The sequence below is a fragment of the Methanosarcina sp. WWM596 genome, assembly GCF_000969965.1.
Taxonomy (GTDB): Archaea; Halobacteriota; Methanosarcinia; order Methanosarcinales; family Methanosarcinaceae; genus Methanosarcina.
On sequence record NZ_CP009503.1, the window covers coordinates 3484045 to 3510091 of the forward strand.

General features: G+C 38.8%; 17 protein-coding genes and 1 pseudogene. 7 read left to right on the forward strand and 11 right to left on the reverse strand.

All coding sequences use genetic code 11. The annotated features are described in order from the left end of the window. Positions 1–152 precede the first annotated feature (152 nt). Positions 153–1655, reverse strand: coding sequence for a bifunctional ADP-dependent NAD(P)H-hydrate dehydratase/NAD(P)H-hydrate epimerase (locus MSWHS_RS15330; protein ID WP_048130491.1), 1503 nt, complete (start codon positions 1653–1655; stop codon positions 153–155). A 555-nt stretch (positions 1656–2210) separates the two neighbouring features. Here MSWHS_RS15330 and MSWHS_RS15335 point away from each other — a divergent pair. Continuing rightward, on the forward strand, positions 2211–3677 hold the full coding sequence (locus MSWHS_RS15335; RefSeq protein ID WP_048128801.1) for a DHH family phosphoesterase: 1467 nt from the start codon (positions 2211–2213) through the stop codon (positions 3675–3677). A 247-nt stretch (positions 3678–3924) separates the two neighbouring features. Here the strand turns inward: MSWHS_RS15335 and MSWHS_RS15340 are convergent, their stop codons facing one another. The 3 genes from MSWHS_RS15340 to gmd (MSWHS_RS15350) all read right to left on the reverse strand — a co-directional run bounded on the left by MSWHS_RS15340 (position 3925) and on the right by gmd (MSWHS_RS15350) (position 8596). After that, the gene (locus MSWHS_RS15340) at positions 3925–6408 is read right to left on the reverse strand and encodes an oligosaccharyl transferase, archaeosortase A system-associated (protein WP_082088409.1); all 2484 of its coding nucleotides are present in this window, start codon (positions 6406–6408) and stop codon (positions 3925–3927) included. A gap of 110 nt (positions 6409–6518) precedes the next feature. Next, the gene (gmd, locus tag MSWHS_RS15345) at positions 6519–7547 is read right to left on the reverse strand and encodes a GDP-mannose 4,6-dehydratase (RefSeq protein ID WP_048130488.1); all 1029 of its coding nucleotides are present in this window, start codon (positions 7545–7547) and stop codon (positions 6519–6521) included. Between the two features lie 26 nt (positions 7548–7573). After that, positions 7574–8596 (reverse strand): GDP-mannose 4,6-dehydratase, encoded by a 1023-nt coding sequence (gene gmd, locus MSWHS_RS15350; RefSeq protein WP_048128799.1) that lies wholly within the window; start codon positions 8594–8596, stop codon positions 7574–7576. A 387-nt stretch (positions 8597–8983) separates the two neighbouring features. On the opposite strand from gmd (MSWHS_RS15350), the gene MSWHS_RS15355 reads away from it, so the two are divergent. From MSWHS_RS15355 to MSWHS_RS18640, 5 genes are read left to right on the forward strand one after another with little or no spacing between them, the layout of a single operon-like run. After that, complete coding sequence (locus tag MSWHS_RS15355; RefSeq protein ID WP_048128796.1) at positions 8984–10054, forward strand: glycosyltransferase; 1071 nt, start codon at positions 8984–8986, stop codon at positions 10052–10054. Continuing rightward, positions 10044–10823 (forward strand): ABC transporter permease, encoded by a 780-nt coding sequence (locus MSWHS_RS15360; protein ID WP_048128793.1) that lies wholly within the window; start codon positions 10044–10046, stop codon positions 10821–10823. The genes MSWHS_RS15355 and MSWHS_RS15360 overlap by 11 nt, the downstream gene beginning before the upstream one ends. Then, positions 10823–12067, forward strand: a complete 1245-nt coding sequence (locus tag MSWHS_RS15365) for an ABC transporter ATP-binding protein (RefSeq protein ID WP_048128791.1) — start codon at positions 10823–10825, stop codon at positions 12065–12067. Before MSWHS_RS15360 ends, MSWHS_RS15365 begins: the two co-directional genes overlap by 1 nt. A gap of 19 nt (positions 12068–12086) precedes the next feature. Continuing rightward, positions 12087–13487, forward strand: coding sequence for a bifunctional 2-polyprenyl-6-hydroxyphenol methylase/3-demethylubiquinol 3-O-methyltransferase UbiG (locus MSWHS_RS18635; protein WP_052722751.1), 1401 nt, complete (start codon positions 12087–12089; stop codon positions 13485–13487). An 11-nt stretch (positions 13488–13498) separates the two neighbouring features. Then, the gene (locus tag MSWHS_RS18640) at positions 13499–16597 is read left to right on the forward strand and encodes a glycosyltransferase (RefSeq protein WP_052722752.1); all 3099 of its coding nucleotides are present in this window, start codon (positions 13499–13501) and stop codon (positions 16595–16597) included. Between the two features lie 159 nt (positions 16598–16756). On the opposite strand, the pseudogene MSWHS_RS15385 reads toward MSWHS_RS18640, so the two are convergent. Both MSWHS_RS15385 and MSWHS_RS22460 read right to left on the reverse strand, forming a co-directional pair. Continuing rightward, positions 16757–16936: pseudogene (locus MSWHS_RS15385) on the reverse strand (IS1634 family transposase); the annotation flags it as partial. Next, complete coding sequence (locus MSWHS_RS22460; RefSeq protein ID WP_082088128.1) at positions 16872–17240, reverse strand: hypothetical protein; 369 nt, start codon at positions 17238–17240, stop codon at positions 16872–16874. The gene MSWHS_RS22460 and the pseudogene MSWHS_RS15385, both read right to left, overlap by 65 nt. A gap of 922 nt (positions 17241–18162) precedes the next feature. Between MSWHS_RS22460 and MSWHS_RS15400 the strand changes: the two genes are divergently transcribed. Next, a complete protein-coding gene (locus tag MSWHS_RS15400) occupies positions 18163–19332 on the forward strand; it encodes an acyltransferase (RefSeq protein ID WP_156151250.1) in 1170 nt (389 codons plus the stop codon). Positions 19333–19351: 19 nt separating this feature from the next. Here the strand turns inward: MSWHS_RS15400 and MSWHS_RS15405 are convergent, their stop codons facing one another. The 5 genes from MSWHS_RS15405 to MSWHS_RS15425 form a co-directional block, all read right to left on the reverse strand. Further along, positions 19352–21538, reverse strand: coding sequence for a hypothetical protein (locus tag MSWHS_RS15405; protein WP_048128785.1), 2187 nt, complete (start codon positions 21536–21538; stop codon positions 19352–19354). A gap of 98 nt (positions 21539–21636) precedes the next feature. Next, positions 21637–22224 carry a methyltransferase domain-containing protein gene (locus tag MSWHS_RS15410; RefSeq protein WP_048159370.1) on the reverse strand — a complete coding sequence of 196 codons (588 nt, stop codon included), beginning with the start codon at positions 22222–22224 and terminating at the stop codon, positions 21637–21639. A gap of 285 nt (positions 22225–22509) precedes the next feature. Beyond that, a complete protein-coding gene (locus MSWHS_RS15415) occupies positions 22510–23403 on the reverse strand; it encodes a lysylphosphatidylglycerol synthase transmembrane domain-containing protein (RefSeq protein ID WP_048128780.1) in 894 nt (297 codons plus the stop codon). After that, positions 23381–24475, reverse strand: a complete 1095-nt coding sequence (locus tag MSWHS_RS15420) for a glycosyltransferase family 2 protein (protein ID WP_082088127.1) — start codon at positions 24473–24475, stop codon at positions 23381–23383. The genes MSWHS_RS15415 and MSWHS_RS15420 overlap by 23 nt, the downstream gene beginning before the upstream one ends. Positions 24476–24708: 233 nt before the next feature. Continuing rightward, positions 24709–25899: a glycosyltransferase family 4 protein gene (locus tag MSWHS_RS15425; RefSeq protein ID WP_231585475.1), complete on the reverse strand. Its 1191-nt coding sequence runs from the start codon at positions 25897–25899 to the stop codon at positions 24709–24711. Positions 25900–26047: the final 148 nt, after the last annotated feature.

The following is a 26047-nucleotide window of genomic DNA, read 5'->3' on the forward strand; positions in this document are numbered from 1 at the left end:
TCTCAGATATTGCTTGAATTTTCTGGATATTATCTGATTAATGAGCGGTTATTATTTGAATATTGTTTAATATTGCTTGATTATCGTTCCATCTGAATATTGTTTCTGCGTCATTTTATCTTTTTAGAGCTGTTTTTATAGCTATAACTCTTTCATCCTATTTCTGCCTCTTTGATTATTTCAGGGATCTTCTTAATCACGTCAGTTGCAAGCAGTGCATTTCCCGCTTTCTCGAACGCCAGGTCGCCGGCTGCCCCGTTAATGTAAGCTGCACAGGCTGCGGCAAGAAACGCAGGGTTTCTGGAAAAAATAGATCCTGTCAAGCCTGCCAGGACATCTCCGGTGCCTCCTACAGTCATGCCCGGGTTTCCTGTCCTGTTCAGAAGGGTCTGCTTCCCGTCAGAAATAATGTCTATCTTTCCCTTCAGGAGCGTTACCACTCCCTTTTTCTCTGAAAATTCCCTTACAGCTCTTTCACGGGCTTCAAATGCCTCGGGGGTTTCCATATTTCTCAGGCGGGTAAATTCTCCTGTATGTGGAGTCACTATTATTTCACAATTCCCTGTAAGGGTTTTAAATATAGGGCCTGAAAGGGCGGAAAGGGCGTCGGCATCAAGGACTGCTTTCCTGCAGAAGGGCAGGATCTTTCTGACAGCTTCAAGGGTCTCTGCTGTTCTCCCAAGCCCCATCCCCATTACAACCACATCATGGGAATTGATGAGGTCAGGGAGGATGGACAGGTCTTCGGGGCAGAGTACGTTTGAGGAAAGTTTCCGAACAATGAGATCCGGAGAGTAAGAAGCTACAATCCCGGCTACAGATTCAGGTACTGCTGCTGTTACCAGGTCTGCCCCTGCCCGGAGGGCTGCAAGGGCTGCAAGCGCCGGAGCCCCGGAGTAAGGGCCACCTCCTATGATAAGGACCCTTCCTGCATTTCCTTTATGCGCTTCAGACTTCCTCTTCTGAAGCATCTGCAGGTCACCGGGGCCCACATATTGTTCAGCATCCGCGCAGACTCCGATTTCTGCAACCTTTATAGTGCCTGTATGCTCTTTTGCCTGCTCCCCCAGTAGCCCGGCTTTCATACGGTGAAAGGTTACTGTAAGGTCTGCATATACGGCTTTTTCAAAGCCACCCCCGTCAGGGTCAAGCCCGGAAGGGATATCTACGGCAATTATAATTTTTCCAGCTTTTCCTTTGTCATTTATAAGGTCAATTGCAGTTGACTCCGGCTTCTTTATGTTTCCCTTTACTCCTGTGCCGAAGATGGCATCCACCAGCATGTCGGCTTCCGAAAACCATCTCGAGGTTGCAAGCTGGCTTGAATCCCGGATTTCAAGTGTCTGCACCCCGCTGAACCTCAACAGGGAGAAATTGTGAAACGCTTCTTCAGTCCCTATATCCCGGGCTTTTCCAAGCAGAATCACCCTTACACTATATCCGGGAATGCCTGCAAGGTGCCTGGCAGCAACAAAAGCATCGCCTCCGTTATTGCCCCTTCCTGCCACAAATAGTACCTTTCCGCTCCCAAGCTTTTCCTTTATATTCTGTGCAATAGCTGCGCCCGCATTTTCCATTAACTGAAGCGGGAACATTCCCATATATGAACAGTTGGTATCAATCGCCTTCATCCGTAAAGAACTGATATATTTCATGCTGATTGCCTGCAGGTTTTTTATTAATTGTTTCATTGAAGTTATTTAATACTGAGGAAAATTTATCCTGTGTCATTAACTATATACGCTACATTCCAATATAACATGTATATCGGCAGAATTCAGATTAAAGCCATAAGAACCCGGGCTATACCGTAAGAAACAGGTTTATACAGGAATAGAAGGTCAGTTTGTTAAGGTCAGTTTGTAGCCTGAAATGTTAACTCCGTAATAAGTAACTTCATAAATAGTGACAAATGTATAGTAAGAGTTGGTAATTTAAGTTAGCAGATTTGAGAATTACAGGTTAATATTCAGCACTTAAATTGTAAAAACGAAAAAGAATCTACAAATTAAAATGATTTTATAACTCGGATTCGGTATTGAAATAACCTTAAATATTCTTATGTCTAACAATGTAATGTTTTTACATTATTCCTTTATTGAGATAAAAATAGAGTGAAAAGTAAAAAATTGTAAGCAGGCAGAAATTTGATTAAATGTTTGCTTTCCTTTGCACGTGTCTGGACTTACATGAGAGCAGGAGGATAACTTTTGGCTAATTCTTCAAAAGATGTGGATAGCAGCCTTAAGAGCACAGTTAAACCCAGGTACCTTATTCTGGGTAGCGGTAGTATTGGTTTTGCGCTTGCAAAAGAGCTCAGGGAAAGCAATAAGCTTGTAATCATTGTAGATAACGACGAAGCCAAGGTTGAGACTCTCAGAGAAGAAGGCTTTGAAACCATTCTTGGAGATATCTCTGACCCCGAGCTCGTTAATAGTATTGACCTTAAAAATGTCGTTGCAATACTCTTCCTGAGTTCCAATAATGAGGCTAACAGGAAAGGAATTGAAAACTTTAAAAAAGTAGTAAACCCGGATATCCAGATATTTTCCCGCGCCTCGGATATCATCAATAAAGAAAAGATGGAAGGGCTGGGTTCCGATCACGTTTTTATGCCCTCCAAGCTTGTTGCCAGCTCCCTTTCCCGTTCCCTTGAGAGAGCGGAGTCAGTCCACAGGGGCAACAGGCTTGCCAGATGGCTGAAAGGGATCAGGGAGAAAAAACTTGCTATCGTAATCCACGACAACCCTGACCCGGATGCGATATCCAGTGGGCTTGCTTTAAAGGAAATTGCAAAAAGCCTTGGGGTTGAGGCAAATATCCTCTACCACGGAAGGATCGGACATCAGGAAAACAAGGCTTTTGTAAACCTTCTCGGGATTGACCTTGGCAAGATGGAAGAGCATGACTTGAAGAACTTTGATGAAATTGCTCTGATAGACTGCTCAATCCCCGGTGTTAATAATATGGTTCCCCTTAACTCATATGTAGGCATCGTGATAGATCACCACCCACCCGGAGAAACCGAGATAAAAGCTGATTACATAGACATCCGGCCTAACTTCGGAGCAACAGCTACTATCATGACAAAGTACCTGCAGCAGCTAAATATCAATATATCGAAGACTCTCGCAACGGCTTTACTTTATGGAATCAGGACTGACACGCAGGACTTCAAGCGGAAAACTGACCCTGCAGATCTCTCAGCTGCTTCTTACCTCTATCCACTTTCGAATCATGGGATACTGGACCAGCTAGAGCAGCCTTCGATGGCTATTGAGACTCTTGAGGTGCTCGGGGAAGCCATCAGAAACCGTCAGGTACTCGGGAGTTACCTTCTCTCAAATGTAGGGAACATCCGCGATAGGGATACTCTTCCTCAGGCTGCAGATTACCTCCTGAGCCTTGAAGGAATCTCCACAACTGTTGTCTTTGGGGTCACTGAGGAACGCATCTTTATCTCGGGGCGCAGCAACGATATAAGGGTCAACCTGGGAGAGATTATGCGCCAGGCCTTTGGAGAAGATGCCGGGGGGCATGCAAATGCAGCAGGTGCCCAGATCCCCCTCGGAGTTTTCAGTTCCACAAAAGATAGGCAGACACTCTTAAGGCTCGTTAACGAAGCAGTCGTCAAGAGATTTCTTAGTGCCGTTGGAGTTGAAAGTACAGGAGAATAAGTCCTAAGTACAGGAGAATAAGTCCTCGGGAAAAAGGTAGTGTTTTCAGTAGAAACGCCATCATCAAACTTTCTAAGAGAAAATAAAAATGAATATGAAAATGAAAATGAAAATGAAAATAAGAACGAAAAGAAGGAGGGATTTTTTTTTCTCTTCCTCCATTTATTCAGATTTCTTTTTTATTCTTTAATTTTTTTATTCCCTGATTTTTTCACTTCTACTCCTTGTCATACATTTTCTGCTTCAGTCAGGGGAATGACTCTATTCTATTTCCGTTTAAAATGTCGCTCTCAGTTACCTGGATTTCTGCAATAGTTGATTTATCTCCTGCAGTCAATGAATAAGCAGATGTTGCATGAACCCCTTTTCCTGTATTTTCGGTTGAATAGGGTACGGTTATCTCAAATAAACCTTTTTCATCTGCCACGTCACCTTTCTGATAGATAAATTTCCTGCCTGTATTTGAACTGAGCTCAAGTGTTGCCATCACTGTCTCATTAGGACTTACAGTACCTGAAAACTTGGCTCCCTTGACATATTCGAAGACCTTTACAGTATTTTTATTCCTACTCTCGTTTTCCGTGGAATTTATGGTGCTTTCGTGGATTAGCCTGAAATTTTCCAGGGCTGTTCCGTCAAGTTTATGAAGCTTATATATCTGAGTCTGCAGAAGAGCCTGTTTGGGAGTTGCAATGGTTTTGAGACCTGTATTTTCTTTCGTAGTTTTGACGTCGTAATAGTCCCCTATATTTTTTCCTGCTATCTCGGTAATAGCATTAAACTTACCTTCTGCCATCAGTGTGTCGGTTATTACGTATTTTACATTGAGCTTTTCAATTATTGTTTTTGCTTCTTCTTCAGAATCCGTTATGAAGAAGCGTGCAGAGTCTTCTACACCTGTCTGGAAGTTATTGGAGACTGCAGGTCTTTTTCCTAAATATACAATCCAGTTTCCGTAGTCCCACCAGCTAAGAACCCCGTACTCAGGGGTTTCTGAAGGCTCAAGATAATAGGACGTTGTAGGGGTTGAGGCTTCAAGCCATTTGAGGGAGTCCTGCCATTCTGAGTTAATTGAGGCTGCATCCTTTGCAGAAGCAGCACCTAACCATATGGAGGGCACAAAGACAAGCCCTATCAGTGCCACCCCTGAAACAAGTTTGAAATAGTCAGGTTCGGTAGCCGTACTCTTTGATTCTGCTGCATGTCTGTTTTTGGGTTTTGATTTCGTTTTTGATGCTGTCTTTTTTCCTGTTTGAAAGGCCGATTCCAAATTCTTTTCTGTTTTCTTTTTGGATTTTACCAGCTTATCTACTTCTTTTCTGAAATCAAGAGACTCTAACAAAACCCAGAGGATATATGCGGTAAGGATTGAGATATTTACTGCAAAAAGGTAGGCAAAACGTCTCTGAGAAAGGGCAAGATATGCATAAAATAGTGTCCATAAAAGGAAAAATACCCCTTCTGGCTTTGACTTTTCGCCTTTCAACTCAAGGCTTAACAGGAAAAACCCTGCCAGCGCTGCCAGGAAAGAAAGCCCGAAGCTTCCCAGTACCGATGAGAAGGTAAGTTTTCCCTGTGAGGTCAGAAACAGGGGCACTGCTTCGGAAATTGTGCTTATGTATTCACCTGCTCCCGAAAAGAACCTCAGGCCTTCAATAATGAAAGTGTAGTATTCGAAGGAAAATACCCGGAGGAAAAGAAGCCCTGAGCCGAAAACGAGTATTAAAATGCCAGGATAGTACTTCCAGTCCATTCCTTTCTTTGAGATATATGCTGAAAAGCCCCATAAAAGGAATATTCCGGCGAGCAGGATCATTACATAGACCACCTGGAACCAGGAGAGATACATTGCACTCATCTCAAACCCCTGACGGACAGCTCCTGCTGAGAGGGGAATTGTAAACAAAAGCGTTGTAATCAGAGCTGCAGCCGAGCAGATGAAGAGGTAATCTGATCTTTTTCCTGCTTTAAGGTCGAGTGTTGCCTGAACCAGTGCATAAAGAGCAACAAAACCAATAAGGGCAGGAGCTCCTATCCATGTATAGATAAGGAGCGAAAAAAAGAGCCCTGAAGCCGCTGCAAGCCCCAGAGGATTTATGAGTTTCTGATCTGAGGAAATGTTTTTGAGTGAACTTAACGAAAGTTTTCTCTCCCCTGCCAGCTTCAAGGAAAGTATGAAAAGTGCATAGGCTGTCGTTGAGAGGAGCACTTCAGCTACGTGATGGTCGACTGCCCCAAAACGGGATATGTATACATGGGCAGGCAGAAGCGCAAAAATGAAAGCTCCAAAAAACCCTGTTTTTCTGTCAAAGATTGAAGCCGCTATCACATAAATCGGAATTATTGTCAGGACTCCGAGCAGTACAGGCAAAAGAGCCCCTGCAAATTCGACAGTATGCGTGTCAGGCTGTCCTCCTCCCAGAATTATTGCAAGCAGGGCGCCTAACAGGTCAAAGAATGGCGGCCACCCAATCTCAAAACCATAAGGATAGTTAAGATAGCTATCAAAGTTAAGGGAATGGGGAAAGCTGGAAGCCGTATATAGAATGCGTCGCATATGATAAAACTCATCATATCCCGTGAAGGTTATGCTCCCGTTTGCAGTGAGTGAAGCATAGGTGAGAATGCGCATGATGAAGCCAGCTAAGAGCGCAGCTCCAAGCACGAAGATATTTTTTGAAAATCCATTTCGTGCGTTTTTGTTTTGATTGATTTTTTCTGACTTCTCCATATCACTCACATTTTTTTAATTAGTTTTTTGTTTTAGTTTCTATTTTAGCTTCTATTTTATAAAAATCAGGCTTTTTAATGAAATGGGTTTCCACCCCTCTCCAGAGGTATTTATCTCATATCGCTTTTTACCATCATTTTTACCAGTTCTTCAAAACTGACCTTTGTTTTCCAGCCAAGTTTTTCTCTGGCTTTTGAAGGGTCTCCTATCAACAGGTCCACTTCAGTAGGTCTGTAAAACATCGGATCAACTTCTACGAGTACTTTTCCGCTGTTAGCATCCCTGCCGATCTCGTTAACTCCCTCTCCTTCCCATCCTATGTCAATACCTGCTTCTCTGAATGCAAGTTCTGTAAATTCTCTGACGGAGTGCGTTTCCCCTGTTGCTACAACATAATCGTCGGGTTTATCCTGCTGTAACATGAGCCACATGGCTTCCACATAATCCCCTGCGAATCCCCAGTCACGTTTGGCATTGAGATTTCCAAGGTAGAGTTTATCCTGAAGGCCTTTTTTTATCTTTGACACCGCTATTGTAATCTTCCTGGTAACGAAATTTTCTCCTCTCAAAGGAGATTCGTGATTAAACAGGATACCGTTGCAGGTAAACATATCATAAGCTTCACGATAGTTTATGGCAATCCAGTAAGCATATAGTTTAGCTATTGAATAGGGACTTCGGGGGTAGAAGGGAGTTGTTTCTTTCTGGGGAACTTCACGCACTTTCCCGAATAATTCACTGGTTGATGCCTGATAAAACCTGGATTTGTCTTCAAGCCCGAGAATTCTTATTGCTTCTAGAATACGAAGGGCTCCAATTCCATCCGAATTTGCAGTGTATTCCGGGACCTCAAAAGAAACCTGAACATGACTTTGGGCGCCAAGGTTGTAAATTTCATCAGGCTCTATGTCCTTAATAAGTCTGATAACGTTTGCGGAATCAGTCAGGTCTCCGTAATGCAAAAAAAATTTGGATTCCTTTTGATGTGGATCTTGCAGGAGATGATCTATACGTCCTGTATTACTCAGAGACGATCTTCTGTGCATTCCGTGCACTGTATATCCTTTATTTAACAGGAGTTCGGCAAGGTATGCTCCATCCTGCCCTGTTACACCTGTAAGTAATGCGACCTTAGACATTTTCACCACGCAATTTCAAATAGTTTTTAACATTTTATATATTCCAGGTCGTTTTTGACCATCATTCTAACCAGTTCTTCAAAATTTACCTTTGGCATCCATCCAAGTTTTTCTCTGGCTTTTGAAGGGTTTCCAATTAATAAGCTTGACTCTAGAGGCCTGTAAAACTGGGGGTCCACCTCGATCAGGATCTCACCTGTTGCAGCATTTCTTCCTTTTTTTTCAAGCCCTTCTCCTTCCCATTCGATCTCAAGCCCAACCTCTCTGAATGCAAATTCAACCATTTCCTGTACCGAACGGGTTTCACCTGTTGCAATTACATAATCATCCGGTTTATCCTGTTGTAACATAAGCCACATAGCTTCAACATAGTCTCCTGCAAAACCCCAGTCTCTTTTTGCATCCAGATTTCCAAGATACAGTTTCTCTTGAAAGCCTTTTTTTATTCTAACTGCAGCCCTGGTGATTTTTCTCGTAACAAAACTTTCGGATCTTATTGGGGACTCATGATTAAAAAGGATCCCATTGCAGACAAACATATCATAAGCTTCACGATAGTTTATGGCAATCCAATAAGCATACAATTTGGACACTGCATAAGGGTTTCGGGGGTGAAAGGGAGTATTTTCATTTTGCGGAATTTCCAGTGAGTTTCCGAATAAATCCCCGGTGGAAGCTTGAAAAAACCTTGTTTTTTTCTCCAGCCCAAGAGTTCGTATGGCTTCAAGGAGGCGCAGGGGGCCAAGTGCATTAATTTCTGCTGTATATTCCGGTCTGTCAAAAGAGGTATGTACATTGCTTTGAGCCGCCAGATTATAGATCTCATCCGGACCAATATCGTTAATTATTCTCAAAAGTTTTGAATAATCGGTCATGTCACAGAAGTGAAAATGAAGATTTGTGTTTTTCTGCTCTTTGTCCTTATCCTCTGTTCTGGTAGAAGATTCTCTTTTTATTCCATGTACTACATACCCCTTATCTAATAAAAGTTTTGAAATGTATGTTCCATCCTGGCCTGTTATACCTGTTATCAGTGCGACCTTTGTCAAGGAATCACCTATTTTGCTCCCAATTCTTATCCTGCAGGAGATAAAATATTTATTATCTTAAAAACGTAGCTCCCTTGCAAAAAGCATATCTTCTTAATCTATATAAACTAATTGATACACCATATTTTGTTAACTTCCTGTTTAATTGTTATTACTTTGTAATATTAGGGGGTGTATCCAGGGTTTTCTTGTTAAGTGTCCTTTATTCTGGTTGTAACTGGTGCCCCGGCAAGGTAAATAAAGTTCACTTAAGGTCATCTGTCTATTAAACTTGATTATATTTCACAGTAAAGAACTGAATTTTTATTCAAATTAAAAATCGGTTCGAAACACATATAAATCCCAATTTAAATTTAACGTGAAATAATTTAAAAAATGAGAAGAAACATGAAAACAGCTATCTTTCACGATTACTTCGGAGCTATTGGCGGTGGAGAGAAAGTTGTCATCACTCTAGCAAAGTTATTGAACGCTGATATTATCACTACAGATCTGGATGCAGTCGATAAACTGAATACAGAAGTAAATGTGATATCTCTTGGACACACAAAGAAAATTCCCCCGCTAAAACAGATTTCTGCAACTGAAAAATTTTATACATGTGATTTCTCAAATGATTATGATTTTTTCATTTTCACAGGGAACTGGAGTCACTATGCAGCCCACAGGCATCATCCTAACATGTGGTACTGCTACACACCTGTAAGGGCTTTTTACGATCTCTACGATACTTTCTTACAGAGGCAGGATTTTATTACTAGACAGGCTTTTCGTACCTGGGTACACGGCCACAGGTGGCTGGATCAAAAATCCGTTAACAATATTGATCAGATTGTCACGATTTCAAAAAATTCTCAGAAAAGAATTGAGAAGTATCATCACAGGACTGCTGACATAATTTATCCCCCTGTCGATGTTTCAAAGTTCAAATGTGAAGAGTATGGGAATTTCTGGCTCTCGGTAAACAGGCTTTATCCTGAAAAAAGAATCGAATTGCAGATAGAAGCTTTTAGAAAAATGCCTGATGAAAAACTTATTATTGTAGGTGGTTATGCAAAAGGTGATCATGCTGAAAAGTATGCAAAAAATATAAGAAATAAACTTCCTCCCAACGTGAAGATACTTGGAGAAGTCTCTGAACAGGAATTAATTGACCTTTACGCCAGGTGCAGGGGTTTCATCTGCACAGCGCTTGACGAAGACTTTGGTCTGACCCCTGTGGAAGCAATGGCAAGCGGGAAGCCCGTTATTGCGGTAAACGAAGGCGGGTTTAAAGAGACTGTCACAGAAAAAACGGGTATTCTCATAAATGCAGATATTCACAGCGCTATAGAGGCTGTCGAATTCATATCTCGTGAACCCGAAAGTTACAGGGATGCCTGTCTTAAGCAGGCAAAACGCTTTGATCTTTCGATTTTTAGTGAAAAGATAAAAAATGTGGTAAATAATGATCGTTAAGCACCTGAGAGAGCTCTATGACTATAGGAATCTTATCTGGCAACTTTCATGGAGCGAATTTAAATTGAGATATAAAAATTCTATACTGGGTTATTTCTGGTCTCTTCTGGAACCCATGCTTATGCTCCTGGTTCTTTATGTGGTTTTTTCGAACTTGATGAGGGTTCAGGTTGAATACTTCCAGTTGTTTTTACTTCTTGGTATCATTCTATGGAATTTTTTTAGCAGAGCAACTACCATCGGAATGTTTTCCATAGTAGGAAAACCAGGTATGGTTAAGAAAATTTACTTTCCAAGGGACATCTTTGTCATTTCCTCATGCATTACAGCTCTGCTCATGAGCATTTTCGAGTCTCTTATATTCATAATGTTCATGGTATTTTTCAGGGTACCAATTTCCATCAACCTGGCTTATGCACCGCTTATTCTGCTGTTCCTATTTATTATCTCACTTGGGCTCTCTCTGGTGCTTTGCGCATTGAATGTATATTACAGAGACGTGCAGTTTATCTGGCAGGTTCTTTTGCAGATTGGATTCTTTGCAACCCCTGTAATCTATACCATTGACGTATTTCCCGAATATCTGCAGAAATTCATCTTATTGAATCCAATTGCCCGGATTCTTAATTCTGCAAGGGATACCATTATTTATTCTTCTCCAGCGAAAATAGAGGATCTTTTATTTATGTGTCTTTCATCAATAGCCTTCCTTCTTGTAGGATACATTATTTTTTCCAGATTAGAACCCGGATTTGCGGAGGAAATCTGATGACTGCAATTGAAGTTGAGCATCTGTACAAAACATTTCGCATACCTCATGAAAAAAGAACCACTCTATTTGAGGCTCTGACCGGGGTCTTCAAGCCTCCAACCTATGAAACTTTCCACGCACTAAAAGATATCAATTTTACAGTTGAAGATGAAGAAGCACTTGGAATCATTGGAGTAAACGGGAGTGGTAAGAGCACTTTATTAAAGATTATAGCTAATATTCTGCACCCTACTGGAGGAAAAGTAAATATTCATAAGAAAATCACTCCATTTCTGGAACTGGGAGTTGGCTTTCAGCCCGATCTTACAGCTGCAGAGAACATAAAAATCTATGCAACCATCATGGGCATGCAAAAAAGAGAAATTAGTGATAAACTGGAAGATATTATTGAGTTCGCAGGACTTGAGAAGTTCAGGGATACCAAGCTCAAAAATTTTTCATCGGGCATGCAGGTAAGGCTTGCCTTTTCAACGGCGATTCAGACCGACCCTGAGATCCTTTTAATGGATGAAGTGCTGGCTGTAGGGGACATGGAATTTCAGCAAAAGTGCCTGGATACCCTGAGTCAGTATCGAAAGGAAGGTGTTACTATCGTTTTTGTTTCACACGATCTTGGGGCAGTAAGGAGGTTTTGTGATAGGACTTTACTTCTAAATAAAGGGGAGCAGGTAGTCTTAGGAGACACAGGAGATGTAATTGACCGTTATGTGTATGGCGGTGGAGAAGAAGCACCCTCTTCGGAAAGTATTAACGAATCGGAAAAAAAATCCCAAAATGAAGCAGAATCTGCCGAAACAGAAGAAACACTTGTGGATAAGACTACTCGTTGGGGAGATCGAATTGTTGAGATTACTGATGTGGAGTTTTACGATAAATTTGGCAATAGAGGTTCCAGATTCAACTCCTTAGATCTTATGACAATCAGAATCTTTTACCATGCACATAAAAAAGTCTCTGATCCGGTATTTGGCATTGCTCTATATTCCGAAAAAGGAGATAACCTCTTTGGAACAAATACTGAATTAAAAAACGTAGAACTTGACACTCTCGAGGGCAAAGGACATGTTGACCTCATGATAGAGAGAATCCCTATGATAACAGGAAGGTTTTTACTTACAGTAGCGGTACATACCCGTGACCAAAAACCTTACGACTGGCATGATAAACAGTATTCTTTTGATGTAATTCCAACCAGTAGAGATGCTGGACTTTTTGAGGTACCTTGCAACTGGAAAATCTGAGTTCGGGATGTGAGATTTTATGGAGATATTTGACATTAATACTGAAATTAATGAAGAAGAAATCAACGTTGAAAAAATAATGGGAAAAATAAGGGAAAACATCCGTAAGCGAAAAGGATCAGAGGTTTTTCCAGGGAAAAATATTGAAGATCTTCAAAATGGCCCTTCACCCGAGGCACCTTTAAGTGAAAGTAATATCCAGAGAGATCTCGAGTATCTAAATTCCAACTGGGACATTCAGAACAACAGTTATTTCATTAGTTCTCATCGGCCGGTTGTGGGGAAATTCCTTGTTAAGGGTAGAGACTTGGTACACGGAGAAATCAGGCGGTATGTGGACCCGATTGTCTGGAAGCAAACAGAGTTTAATGGGAGTACGGTTCGCCTTCTTAATGATACTGCAGGTAAGTTCAACTATTATAACAATAAGATAGAGCTACTTCGATCCGAAATGGATTCCAGGATAGAGCAGCTCAGACCTGAATTAGAAAATAAGGTAGAGCAGCTCAGACCTGAATTAGAAAATAAGGTAGAGAAGCTTAAGTCTAAATTCGAGATTAAGATTGGACAACTTAAGTCAGAAATGGATAAGGATATAAAGGCAGAAGTTAACTCTATAGTTTCTTCAATGAATCTGGACATTGAAAATAAAGCATGGTTGGCTAGTATACTTGATGGCAAACTAGAAGAAGGTTATAAAGATCAACAGATTGGAACTTCCGACTCCAGTGATTTAGATATTAATTATTTTAGATTTGAAGAACAGTTCAGGGGTTCAAGAGAAGATATAAAGCAGCGGCAGTCTAATTTTATAAATTATTTCATTGGATGTTCCAATGTTCTGGATATTGGGTGTGGAAGGGGCGAATTTCTGGAGTTATCAAAAGAGCATGGTATTGGTGCAAAAGGTGTTGATATTGATGATTCCATGGTTGACTATTGCTTTTCAAAGGGATTCAATGTAGTGAAAGACGAAGCGATTTTGTATCTAGAAAAGCTTGATGATAAGAGTCTTGATGGAATTTTTATCGATCAGGTAGTTGAACATCTCGAACCTGATTACTTGATTAAGTTGCTTAAGCTATGCTTTCAGAAACTCAAATATGGATACTATATTTTTGTGGAAACTGTAAATCCGCTTTCTCTGGTATCATTTGCTAATTTTTACATAGATATGACTCATAAAAAGCCTATACATCCTTATACATTGAAATTTTTGCTTGAGGCAACAGGATTCAGAGATCTCGAAACTAAATTCTTCTCACCTGTTCCGGATTATGCTAGATTAAAACGAATATCTTCTCCTGATAATGTATCACCAGCGGTTTCTTCAATTGTGGAAGTACATAATCAAAACGTTGACATGCTGAACAATATTTTATACGGCGCCCAGGATTATGCTGTGATTGGTAAGAAATGAGAGGTTAAAACATGAAAATTGCAGTTGTAACTCCAAAAAGCGTAAGTTGTGAGAGGGGGGGTGCAGAAAATCTTTATGATGGGTTAGTAAGCGCTCTCAATAGGGCAGGACATCAAGCAACAAAAATTGATATCCTGGTTGACGAATCCAGTTTTGAGAAAATATTAGAATCGTATTGCAATTGTTTTTACCTTAATTTAGATGATTATGACCTTGTAATTTCCACAAAGGCTCCTACTTACATGGTGAGGCATAGAAACCATATTTCTTACTTACTTCATCCAATAAGAGTATTTTATGATATGTTCAATGTAGAATACAATTCTAACGACAAAGAAAAACAAAAACAAAAGAAGCTAATCCACGAATTTGATAAGTATGGCTTGAATCCAGCAAGGATAAAGAAACATTGTGTTATTGGGGAAGTAGTTGCTCAGAGAATGAGGGACGCAGATCCTTTTTGGAATGATGTCAACTTTAAAGTAATATATCCTGCACCTATAATCTCAACTTTTTTAGAGCCACAGACAGGAGAATTTATCTTTCTTCCGGGAAGGCTGCACAGATGGAAACGTATTGATCTGATAATTAAAGCTATGAAATATCTGAAGAACGATACACGTTTACTTCTCGCAGGTGTGGGTGAAGATGCTAATGATTTACGAAAGCTTGTACATAAGCTGGGCTTAGAGCAGAAGGTACAATTTTTAGGAAAAGTTTCTAATGAAGAATTATTGGACTTATATTCCAGATCGATTTTAGTTCCGTTCGTTCCAATTCAGGAAGATTACGGATATATCACCATAGAAGCTTTCGGAGCTAAAAAACCTGTTATCACCTGTAAAGATTCAGGAGAGCCAGCAAACATTGTTCAAGACTCTATAAACGGATTTATTGTTGATCCTGACCCAGAAAAGATTGCTGAAAAAATGGATTACTTAATAGAACATCCTGAAGAAACCGTTTTAATGGGAGAAAAAGGATTCCAATCCGTTCAGAATATAAAATGGGAAAATGTTGTAAAAGAACTATTAGACGATTTACAGATTTGTTCAGAAAATAAAGTAACCTCTAAAATTAATGTTCTTATTACCGATACTCAACCTATTGATCCTGCAGTTGGAGGTGGAAGATTACGACTGAAGGGATTATATTCTAATCTGGGAGATAACATAAAACCACTATATATTGGAACCTTTGATTGGAAAGGAGAAAAAAGAAGAGAAGTTGCTATATCCCGCTCGTTCAACGAATTTGATATTCCATTGGATAATGAGCACTTTAAGTTAAATGAATATTTTAATAAATTATTGCCTGACAAAACGATTATTGACTCCATTTTTCCATTCTTAGGGGAAGCCTCCCCCGAGTTTGTTAAAGCTGTCCGAAAAGAAGCAGAAAAAGCTGATGTGGTGATAATCAGCCATCCCTGGTTGTATCCAATTATAAAAACTGAGGTTAATCTCAAAAATAAAGTTTTGATTTATGACAGTCAAAATTGTGAAGCAATTTTGAGAACCCAGTTGTTAGGTTCTTCTTCATTTGCTAAATGCATAGTTAACATGGTTAAATTTGTTGAAAAAGAGTTATGTGAGGAAAGTGACTTAATTCTTGCATGTTCAGAAGTTGACAAACAGCAATTTGAGCAGTTGTATGACCTGGATTCTTCTAAAGTAGAAGTTTTCCCAAACGGTGTAGATGCAAAAGAAATAAAACCTATTGGTGAAGACATAAGAATAAATTATAAAAAGAAATTGAACCTCGCTCCAAAAACAGTTATTTTTGTTGGAAGTGAATACGCTCCAAATGTAGAAGCTGGCAATTTTATAATTAACACACTTGCAGATGAAAGTCCTGATGTCTACTTCCTTATTCTTGGAGGAGTCGGAAATCAGTTGAATTCAAAGAGCAAAAGCAATGTGAAAATCTATGGCAGAGTATCCGAAGAAGAAAAAAACATGCTTCTTTCAGCTTCAGACATAGCTATAAACCCAATGCTTCATGGTTCCGGGACAAATATCAAAATGTTTGATTTCATGGCTGCCGGGCTTCCAACAATATCTTCTCCGGTTGGGGCAAGAGGAATAGTTAACGAAGACTCGTTTATAGTTGCTGAGTTATCCAATTTCTCTGCTGAAATTCATAGAGTTTTATCAAATAAAGATATTTACAATAGACTTTCTTTGAATGGAAGAATTCTGGTTGAACAATATTATGACTGGAATAAAATTTCATCAGCTCTCGGAAAGAAAATTGTTACATTATATCAGGATAATCTTCCCTATTTTTCAGTCATCATCCCAACATTGCGCGGTGAACAACTACATAATCTTATTCAGAGATTAAATCAACAAACATATACAAATTTTGAAGCAGTTATTGTGGATTCAGGAGAAAACCGGGAGGCAAGTCTTCAAAAGTTATGCAATTTTAAACTTAAATATGTCTTCGACAAAAAAGCAGGCGCTGTACAGGCTAGAAATATTGGACTAAAGCATGCGGAAGGAAAAATAATTGCATTTACTGATGATGATTGTGAGCCTGATTCAAACTGGTTGAAAAATGCAAAAGAGCTATTTGAGCGTAAAAATATAATTGGAATTGAAGGCTATATTTTCTCTGATGAGACCAAAAGGAATGATCCAAGCTACCGACTTGTAACGAATGAAGGATTTGAGGGGCTAGGTTTCATGACTGCAAATCTTTTTATCCGCCGTGATATTCTCGAAATAATTGGAGGATTTGATGAGCGTTTTGACAAACCTCACTTCAGGGAAGATACAGACCTGGCATGGAGAGCACAGGATTATGGGTCTATTCCATATAGCAGAGATGTTCGTGTTTATCATCCCCCACATTTTAGAAATAACAAAGGTGAATCTCAAAAAGAAAGAGATAAATTCTTTATAAACGACCCTTTGCTTTTTGCTAAACATCCTGATAAGTATATTAGATTGATGAAAACTGAAGGACATTATAAACACAACGATGATTTTTGGCAGTTTTTTTTAGAAGGGTACAGGAATACTGATGAACAAATTCCTATCAATGTTTTGCTTAAAGACAAAGAGATCCGAAAATTTGTACCTGAAGAACTAAGGAATGCTTGAAAAATAACTTCAAGTTTCCACTTGTGGAATGGCCTTATAATTCCATTTCCCCAAATAATCATCAAAGACAATTTTCATTTTTTCCTTGAAGTTTTCAGTTGCTTTTCTTCCCATAGCATAAACTTTATTTTTGATCCTACCTTCGGCAGGTTAACGTAATTAGAGACAGATATTTTCATATTTTTCTCCCATGAGCCTCAGTATTTTCCAGTGAACCTCCTCCACATTCAATATTTTTGACTCAATTTGCCCTTTTTTCTGATAAATAAGCTCTTTAATTCCCTGAAAATTGAAAAATATCCATCTCATTGTAGGTCTTTTTGTTGGTTTCCCTTTCTGTTGGATTGTATTTCGAAGTATATGGTGGATAGTAAGCCAGTCTGATTTCAATCCCAATTTCATTTGATAGCTTTTGCAGGTCTTCCTTGAAAGTATAATGCCTGCTTGAGTTGCTTCCACCGCTATCTGCCAAGACTAAAATGTTACTTGCCTGGTGGTAATCTTCCTTGCCGAATTTTTCCCACCAGTATTTAATGCAGTCACAACAAAATTCGCTCGTATCCTTATTGATTCCCAGGGTGATGTATACTTCGTTACGTTTCAGGTCGTATATGCCATGGGAATTACAATACCATCTGAAAATGTATTGAAGTCGTGGTTATATACCTTTACTGCCTGAGTAATCAATATCCTTTGCCATCGGTAGAAATTGCCTATGAATTCTTTTTTTTCACATCTATACTGATAATTGGATTATTGCTTTTTGAGTACTCTTCTCTCCGAACTCTTGAATCCTCTCAAATTGCTCGTTTCTGTCTTTAATTCATACCCTTTGATTCAAATGCCTTTGAAATTTCTTTTAGGTTTAGTTCTTTTAGGCTTAGATTTGTCCACTTTGTTTTAGCATTAATAGGGCTTCCAGCTGTATGGTCTTTTAAGACCTCTAAGAGGCTGTCTTAAAATTCAAACCATTTCTACATTTGGATAGTGGTCATTGCTGGCTTTAAATTCAGACTGTAAATTTATTACATCAGGTTTATTCGCTCGATGTATAACAGTTTAATGACAAACTGTTTTTCAGTTCAAATGATAATTACTGTCACCATCGTAGAATCAAATTTAATTTTAAGACACGCTCTAAGAAAATTTCATCGATATTTTCTACCGTGTCGATGATTTTCTTTTTGCCTCCTCCAGGCTTCCGAATCCTGTCCTCTGGTGTTTCGGTACCATTAGTGAGTTCAGTAATTCCAGCCATGACAGTCTGAAAATGGCAGTCCAGCACATTACTTATGTAGTTTTGTCCTCCATGACCTAATTTCATTGCTTCTATAGCTGCATATCTTCTTCTATAAGGATAATTATCCCCGACATAAGTAAATTATTTATGATTGATGGAGTTGAGATCACAAAATAAAAGTCAAGTAGCTCAGCGCAATTCCACATTTTCAAAATATTTTTATATTTGGCGTCATAATTATAACTGTGGTACACACACTGTTTAAATATTTTTGATTTTACAAAAGTGGTCTGGATATTATCAATTGGATCGGGTGTGATATATTGTGTCTCAAAAGATCGAAGCGATCGAAAGCCTGAGAGGAATAGGAGCATTGATGGTCCTCGTCGACCATTTGCTATGTACATTCTATCCCTCTATGTTTTTCGCGGGCCGCAAGCTCCACTTTGGCTACGAGGACGCCATCCGCGACAGCCCTGTGCACCTATTATATAACGGTGTATTTGCGGTTTGCCTATTTTTCTCGTTGAGTGGCTATGTGTTGAGCCACAAATACTTTACCACTAGAGATGCCGAAACGGTGAGGAGAAGTGCATATAAACGGTATTTTCGGCTCATGGTGCCTGTGTTTGCGGCCGTGATGATCTCTTTCCTCGTGGGCTCTTTTGGGTTGTACCATCACATGGAGATAGTGGCCATTACGGGTTCTTTGGGGTGGCTGGATACTTTGTTCCAATTCCCCCACGGTGATATCTTTGGGGCAATATATAGTGGCTTGTTTGGCGTGTTTTTCTCTATGGATAACAGGTATAATGGTGCCCTGTGGACGATGAACACTGAACTGCAGGGTAGCTTCCTCATCTATGGGTTCCTATTGTTCTTCGGAGATCGGTGGGAACGCATATTTGCTTACATCGTGGGGTTCCTATTATTTAAGGATGGATACATGATAAGTTTCTTGGCAGGTATGGCGTTGTGCGACCTTAACACTACATTGAAATATAGGGTACCCGAGCCTATTTGCATCAGCATTACAATCGTGGGATTATGGATAGCTGCAGTTCCTTATGATGTGAACGGTTTGCTTTCCCTAATCGGATTAAATATCGGTGCACAATACCTGAATTTAATTTTAGGGTCGATACTGGTGTTGGGAGGTGTCGCCTTTAGCCCATTTTTAAACAAATTATTATCCAACAGTTTTATGGTGTGGATGGGCAAGTTGTCTTTCAGTGTCTACGTAGTCCACATGATAATAATCGGTAGCTATAGTTGTATAACATTTAGTCTGCTTAACCAGATGGTCTCATATAATGTTGCGGCCATGGCCACTATTACGTCGTCGATTATTTTGGTATACTTGTTTGCCACTTATTTTTATCGTTGGTTTGACCTCGGTGGTCAACACCTCTCTAAAGTGTTATACGAAACCTCTTATAATCAGGTATCTCTGGTGGTAAAGAAGACCTATACGGCTATATTGGTGTGGATATAATAATATTTGTGTCTCTTCTTTAAGATATTTTGATATTTTGGATTGCAAAGCTAAGTTCTCTTGTGTCCTGTCTATCACTAATTTGTGAAGGAGAAAAACATTCTTCCTGAGTAGAAAATCTTATGATATTTTCTCCTTTTTCTAAAGTTAATGGTATTCTTATCTCTGTGAAATCTGTTGGTACAATGTCTTCAAAACAATCACTTTCAACACATATTTCGATGGTTTTTGGATTATGGTAGCTGAGTATTCGGAAATTAAGGGTTTTATTTACTTTTTCATTTGAGTATACCATTAACGTAGCATTGTTCGATATCCACCTGGTAGGGATACTATCCCATTCCTCTAGACTATGCCAGTTATCCCTTAAAATCATGAATGATTTTACAGGCTCTTTTTTGACATGATATACAATTAGAGAATCTTTTTCGTATGTTTTTCGTTCTGTATTGAGCATTTCCTGTATCAATGTTTTAGCTAAATCAACCTGTCCTTCATTCATATAATTTGTATGTAAAATAACATATGATATGTTATAGTAGTTCAGAATGGACGTTCCAACTTGCTTTATATCCTGGTTAAGGATATCAACAGTAAAAGGTTGTAAACGAGTTAATTCTCTTACCACGGGTGTATTAAATTCAAAATTTCTTGCATCGGATGGAAATCTGGCAGCCCAGTTACCCACGACAGGTTTCCCATGTATTGTTTGATAATAAATGATTCTCACACCTGCTCCATAGTTTAGAGTTGCAGGTATTTCGAGCAGTGCGTAGTTGTCTTTATCCTGTGAGATCTCTTCGTAAAATGATGGTTTGTTGACAGTTGATACCGGAAAAGGAATTGCTAAATATTCAAAAATTATCAAACTACTTATTACAACTGCAGCCATTTTTTTATTATCTTTGCTATATTTTAGTAATTCTGAAGCTCCATACCCCGTCAAAGCTGCAAATGAGAGGGAAGCAATTACAAAAAATCTTCCAGTCGTTCTACAGTTGTCCAGAAATGGGATCAAATAATATAGAGCTAAATGTGGAAGAGGGACAGTAGTATGAAAAACTGTAAATGATGTGTTGCCGTTTACGTGAAGAAGTGGGCCAAGACTGATTAACGAAAAAAACAATGCAGATATCGACCAAAATTTTACATACTTGTTTTCTTTCAGTCTACGGATCGCAAACAAAGAAAGTAAAATGACAGTATATCCAATAAAAGTTGTATTCTCACTGAAATTTCCTGAGAAATTCCCATAAATATCCTTCGTATGACCCCCAAATACTGGATGTAAAACAGATGGAAGAAAAAAACTCAATAAATCAGTTGAATATGTAATAGCTTCAGAAGAGTCCAATTTTAAAAAGTTTTCAGTAGATATTGCTGTCAGAATGTTTTCCATTGTAAGGGGTATTAAACCTATGAATGAAATTACTCCAAACAAGGAGTACTTATAAAAAATACTTTTTAATTTTTCTTTATAATCTTGTTTTTCTTTTCTTAAAACAATGTCGATTTCATATAAAAATAATAACATGACAAAAATTCCCATGAACACCATGTATTGAAGATCACTCATGGCTACAAGAATAAAGAATATTCCTGCAAAAAGACTATTTCGAATTCCCCCCTCTCGAAACATTTTCATTAAGTATAAGGCACAAAAGGGTATCCACTCTATACTGGTTGCCCCTAAATGACCAAGAGAATGTACAAAATGGTATGGTGAAAATGCAAACACAAGTCCAGCTATAAAAGATGCAACTTTGTCATTTAATAAATAATCACCGAGTAAATAGGTGCCATATGCTCCAAAAATAAATGATAATAACCATAATACAGTATATGCTTGATGGACGGCCATCACACTGGATAACAAGTATGTAAGAACCTGGTTAAATGCCGATTGAAAAGGGGACGCTGGTATTCCATAGGGATAAAATATTAAGTAGTCATGTGTTAATTTTGTGAAGTCCGGGTTGAATATAGCTACTGGCGTATACCAGAGTATTCTTATCCAGTGAAACGCATCTCCTCCTCCCGGAATATACGTGCGTATTTTAAAAACTACAGGATAAGTGAGTATAAAGGTTAGTAAGGTGTATAATAGTAATACTCCGGCATGTTCTTTTAAATTTATTTCCTGAAAATGCGATATCTGGCTATCAATTAAATGTTTTTTTAGCCATTTCTGTGTATCAGGTGTCATTGTATCTCTCAGGGTTGAAATCTCAAAACTGTTTTTATGATAAATTTGTTATTTTTTCCACATCTTCAAAGTAAATTTTTAGTTTTTTTCTGTCATTTTTATTTCCTGCATAATACCATGGTCCATGGAAATGGTTTCTTTACTTCGACCACATTAAAGTATGTCCCTATCAGTTTCACGAATTCTCCTGAACTCCAGTTCTGAACATGTTCTATATCATTCCCGAAACGTGTCAGATTTTTACCTCTTAAGAAGTTCATTGTGCGGAAATAAGGCTCATTGGGTACGCTGAATATGCAGTAATTTTTAGATATCCTTTTGATTTCCTGAAGAGCCTTCTTCGGGCTTTCGAGGTGTTCTAGGACTTCCGTTGCAATTACAAGGTCAAAACTGTTTTTTTTGAAGGCCAGGTCATATACGCTTCCTGTACAAAAATTACATCCAGGATTTTTCCTTTTTGCGATATCCAATGCATTCTTTGAGATATCTACGCCTGTGATATCTGTCCTGTTGAGACAGTTGACAATGAACCCTTCCCCACAACCTATATCGATGATGTTGTTTATATTTTCTAGTGGAGTTATAGTCTCACTCAAATCTTTCATAAATTTCGATGTGACTATTCCCATAAGCGGATTTTTGGAAGTATACTTTTTATAGTTTCCACTCTCAGAACTTTGATTCATCTAGCCCCCACATACAAATAAGTTTTGAACTTCTGATAATGATCTCTAATTTTCGATCAGCTAATCTTTAGTTACTATCCGTGAACCGGAATCTCATAACAGAAATACCCATATCAATCCTTTAATCTTCACATCAATTTAGCCAGATCTTATTCGTTCAGGTCTTTCTTATTTCAGCACCTATGTGCTAAATATTTTACGTCATGGCGGTTTTTAAACCCTCCCGTTTACATGTCAGCGCTTATATTGCTTTAAGACTTTTTACTTTTAAAGCTACTTTGTTTTTTAAGATTTTTTCCGTAAAGTAAGTAGAAATCCGAATAATGCAGGAGACAGTGACGTCATAAAGTACAGAACTAAGGGGCACGAGAATCCATAAGCTGAGTTTTCGTTCAACATTCTGAAAATTGTAACACTTGCAAACTCTCTAACTCCAAACCCTGATATCGATATTGGAATATTGCCTAAAATTACGATTATCGGCAGGGAAAATGTAAGAATATTGTTTAAAGCCGGACTTAAGGATTTAATCACTATCCAGTAAACGATTAGATTTAGTATATAATACCCAAGTGTTAGAGAAAAAACAAAAAATAATGCTTTTCTGTTTCCTGTAATCTCTTTAATTGTTTTTATATAATTCTCTTTGTGTTCCTTTCTTTGAGAAAAGCTTTTGAAAACAAGGGTTATTACCCTTTCATTAGTGATTATAATTATTCCAGCAATGAAAAGCAGCACGACTAAAACCATTAAATAAATCAGATTCCTGTCCTTAAAAAAGAGAGCTGTTGACAGAACGCTGAGTGCCAGAAGACAGACAATATCTATTACCCTGTCCATTATTACAGTGGGGATACTCCTCGATTTTTCGGTATCAATATAAAATGCTCTTGAAACCTCTCCGGCTCTGCCCGGGGTGAGCGCCCCATAGAACGTACCTATCAAAATTATTTTTAATGATTGTCTGATGGAGATTTGAACATTTATACAATTAAGCAGGATCTGCCACTTTCTTGCTTTTATCGTGTACATCAGAGCAATAAAAGGTATTGAGAGAGAAAGCAATGCCAGATCCATTTGAGTAAAGGTTTCATAGATTGCCGTTATGTCGAGTTTGCTTATGAGGTAAAGCATTAATCCCGAAGTAACTGCAATTTTACCTGCCGTTTTCCAGTTCATAACTATCGTATTTTATAATGTAGTCATCGTTATTTCTCGAGTTTGTGATCAATTCTCCTATAAGACCAAGAGAAACAAACTGGGCTCCGATGACTGTCAGCAATATCCCGAGCATTAGAAGGGGTCTGTCCCCTATTTCTACTCCTGTAATCCATAAATACATTAAATACACTGATATAAATACTCCAGAAAATCCAAGAAGGAATCCAATACCTCCAAACATATGCAGAGGCCTCTTCTTGTACATCATCAAAAATGTAACTGTTATAAGGTCCAGTAATCCTTTCAATAACCTTTCGATCCCATATTTTGACTCTCCATGTATTCTTGGATGATGCTCGACTTCAATTTCTCCTACAGTATAACCTCTCCAGTAAGCAAGAGCCGGGATGTAACGATGAAGCTCTCCATATAGATTTATGTTTTTTACAACATAGTTATTGTACGCTTTATATCCGCAGTTGAAGTCATTGATTTTGACCCCACTTATGAATCGAGTTAACCAGTTAAAGAATTTTGAAGGCAGGGTTTTTGAGATTGGATCTTGCCTTTTACTTTTCCAGCCGGAGATCATGTCATATTTTCTTAACTCGTCTATAAATCTCGGGATCTCTTTTGGATCGTCCTGCAGATCCCCGTCTAGGGTAATAACAATGTCTCCTCTTGATTTTTTAAATCCACAGGAAAGAGCTGCAGCTTTTCCGTAATTTCTCTGAAATCTTATAACTTTGACCTTACAGTCTTTAATGCTTATTATTTTTTCAAAGGTATCGTCTGTAGAGCCATCATCAACAAAAATTATTTCATATGTTTCTTTCATTAGTGAAAGAGTATTGTACAATTTCTTGTATAACTCAAGTATACTTCCCTCTTCGTTGTGAACCGGAATTATAATTGAGAGATCAAGCTTATCGAATGTGTAATCACCTGGGGCACAAGCATCTGAAAAATAGGTTGAAATATCTATTGTATATATTTCTCGATTTTTTAATTGCCCTTCTGAACTGTACGTAGCATCTCCCCCAAACACTTGAAAAGTATAACTAATATGATTGCTTCCCCCAAGTTGCATCTGAAATAAGTTCGGTTCTCAATAGTCCAAACTGCCATGTTCTGAAGAGCCCAAAATCACATATTCAGTTACTGGCATAAGAGCTATTGTTTTAACTCCCTTTTCACATAATTTCCCACTAAATTATGTAAATAGGAGTTTAATTACCTTTCTTATAAAAGTTGAAACATAATTATTTTTTTTTTATAACTAATATATTTTTTAATTATATTTCTATAAAAAATAGAGTTTTATTAGTATTTTTCTATATAATCTTCATATACTGAATGAATATTCTCAACTATTTCATCCCAATCATATTTTTTAGCTTTGTTAAATGCAGCTTCTGAAGCTTTTCTGTTCCCTGAGTTCTTCTCAATCATTTTTTTCACGGCTTTTGCAATCGCTCTCTCTTCCAGATCCACAACAAGCCCGTCAACTCCATCTTCAACAAGCCCCTGTGCAGCGTTATATTTTTGTTTCACTGTCACTACAGGCACCCCACAGGCAAAAGCCTCAATCAAGACCATCCCGAAGCCTTCCCTTGAAGAAGGTAGCACAAGTACTTTTGAAGCTTTGATTTTCCCGATTAACGCCCTGTACTCCTGAAACCCTTCAAACTTCACATTTTTCTGGACATCAAGCTCATTTGTAAGTTTCTCCAGAGCTTTCTTTTCAGGCCCGTCGCCAACAACACAACAGCAGATTTCAGGAAAATCTTTTTTTAACAGGGAAACTGCTTTTATCAAAACATCGACGTTTTTTTCCTTTATGAGCCTGCCTGCGAAGATAACATCGTAAATCTTGCCTCCTGCCCTGCCCGATAAACCCTGACCGGCAGGTTTTATTTCAGAGATTAATTTCAGGTCGATCCCATTGAACAGGACTGCTATCCTGCTGTCTGCAACCCCCAGGGCTTCAAGCCTGTTCTTTGTCCAGTTCGAGACCGCGATATTATTACCTGAGATTTTTGCGACTGCAGTCTCTATTGCAAGCCCGAAAAAACCCTGCCTATTTCCAAGGTATTCATACCAGTAATCACCCCATACCTCGTGCCATGTGAACACTGCAGGAGTCTTTTTCAGAACTGAAACTGCTTTTACGGATAAACAGGAGAAATAAGGAAATACGCTTACGTCAATAAGGTCAAATTTCTCTTTCAGGAGAGCTGGAAACAGCTTTACAGCAAACACAAGCGCCTCGGAAATCGAACGCCTTCCGTTTACGTACAGGTCCCGGGCTTGACAGACGCCGTGCAGGGTCATGCTTTCATGCCGAATAACGTCTCCACCTTCCCACCATTTAATCCCGAAAAGGTGCACATCATGCCCCTGTGAAGAAAGCCGCTTTCCCAGTTCATGAATACGCATTTCTGCGCCTCCTTTGACCCAGGGATAGACAGCATCGTATACGAAGGCAATTTTCATTGCATCACACTTTACCAATCAGTATCAACTTCGAGGAGCATTACGCTTACAAAGACTGCAGAAAAAATCAGCTGGAGCCCAATTGCTGCAAGAACCATTGAAATAACTGCAGATTCTACGTAACTATTCAGCCACTGATAAAAAGACGTTTTTTCAGCAAAGTGCT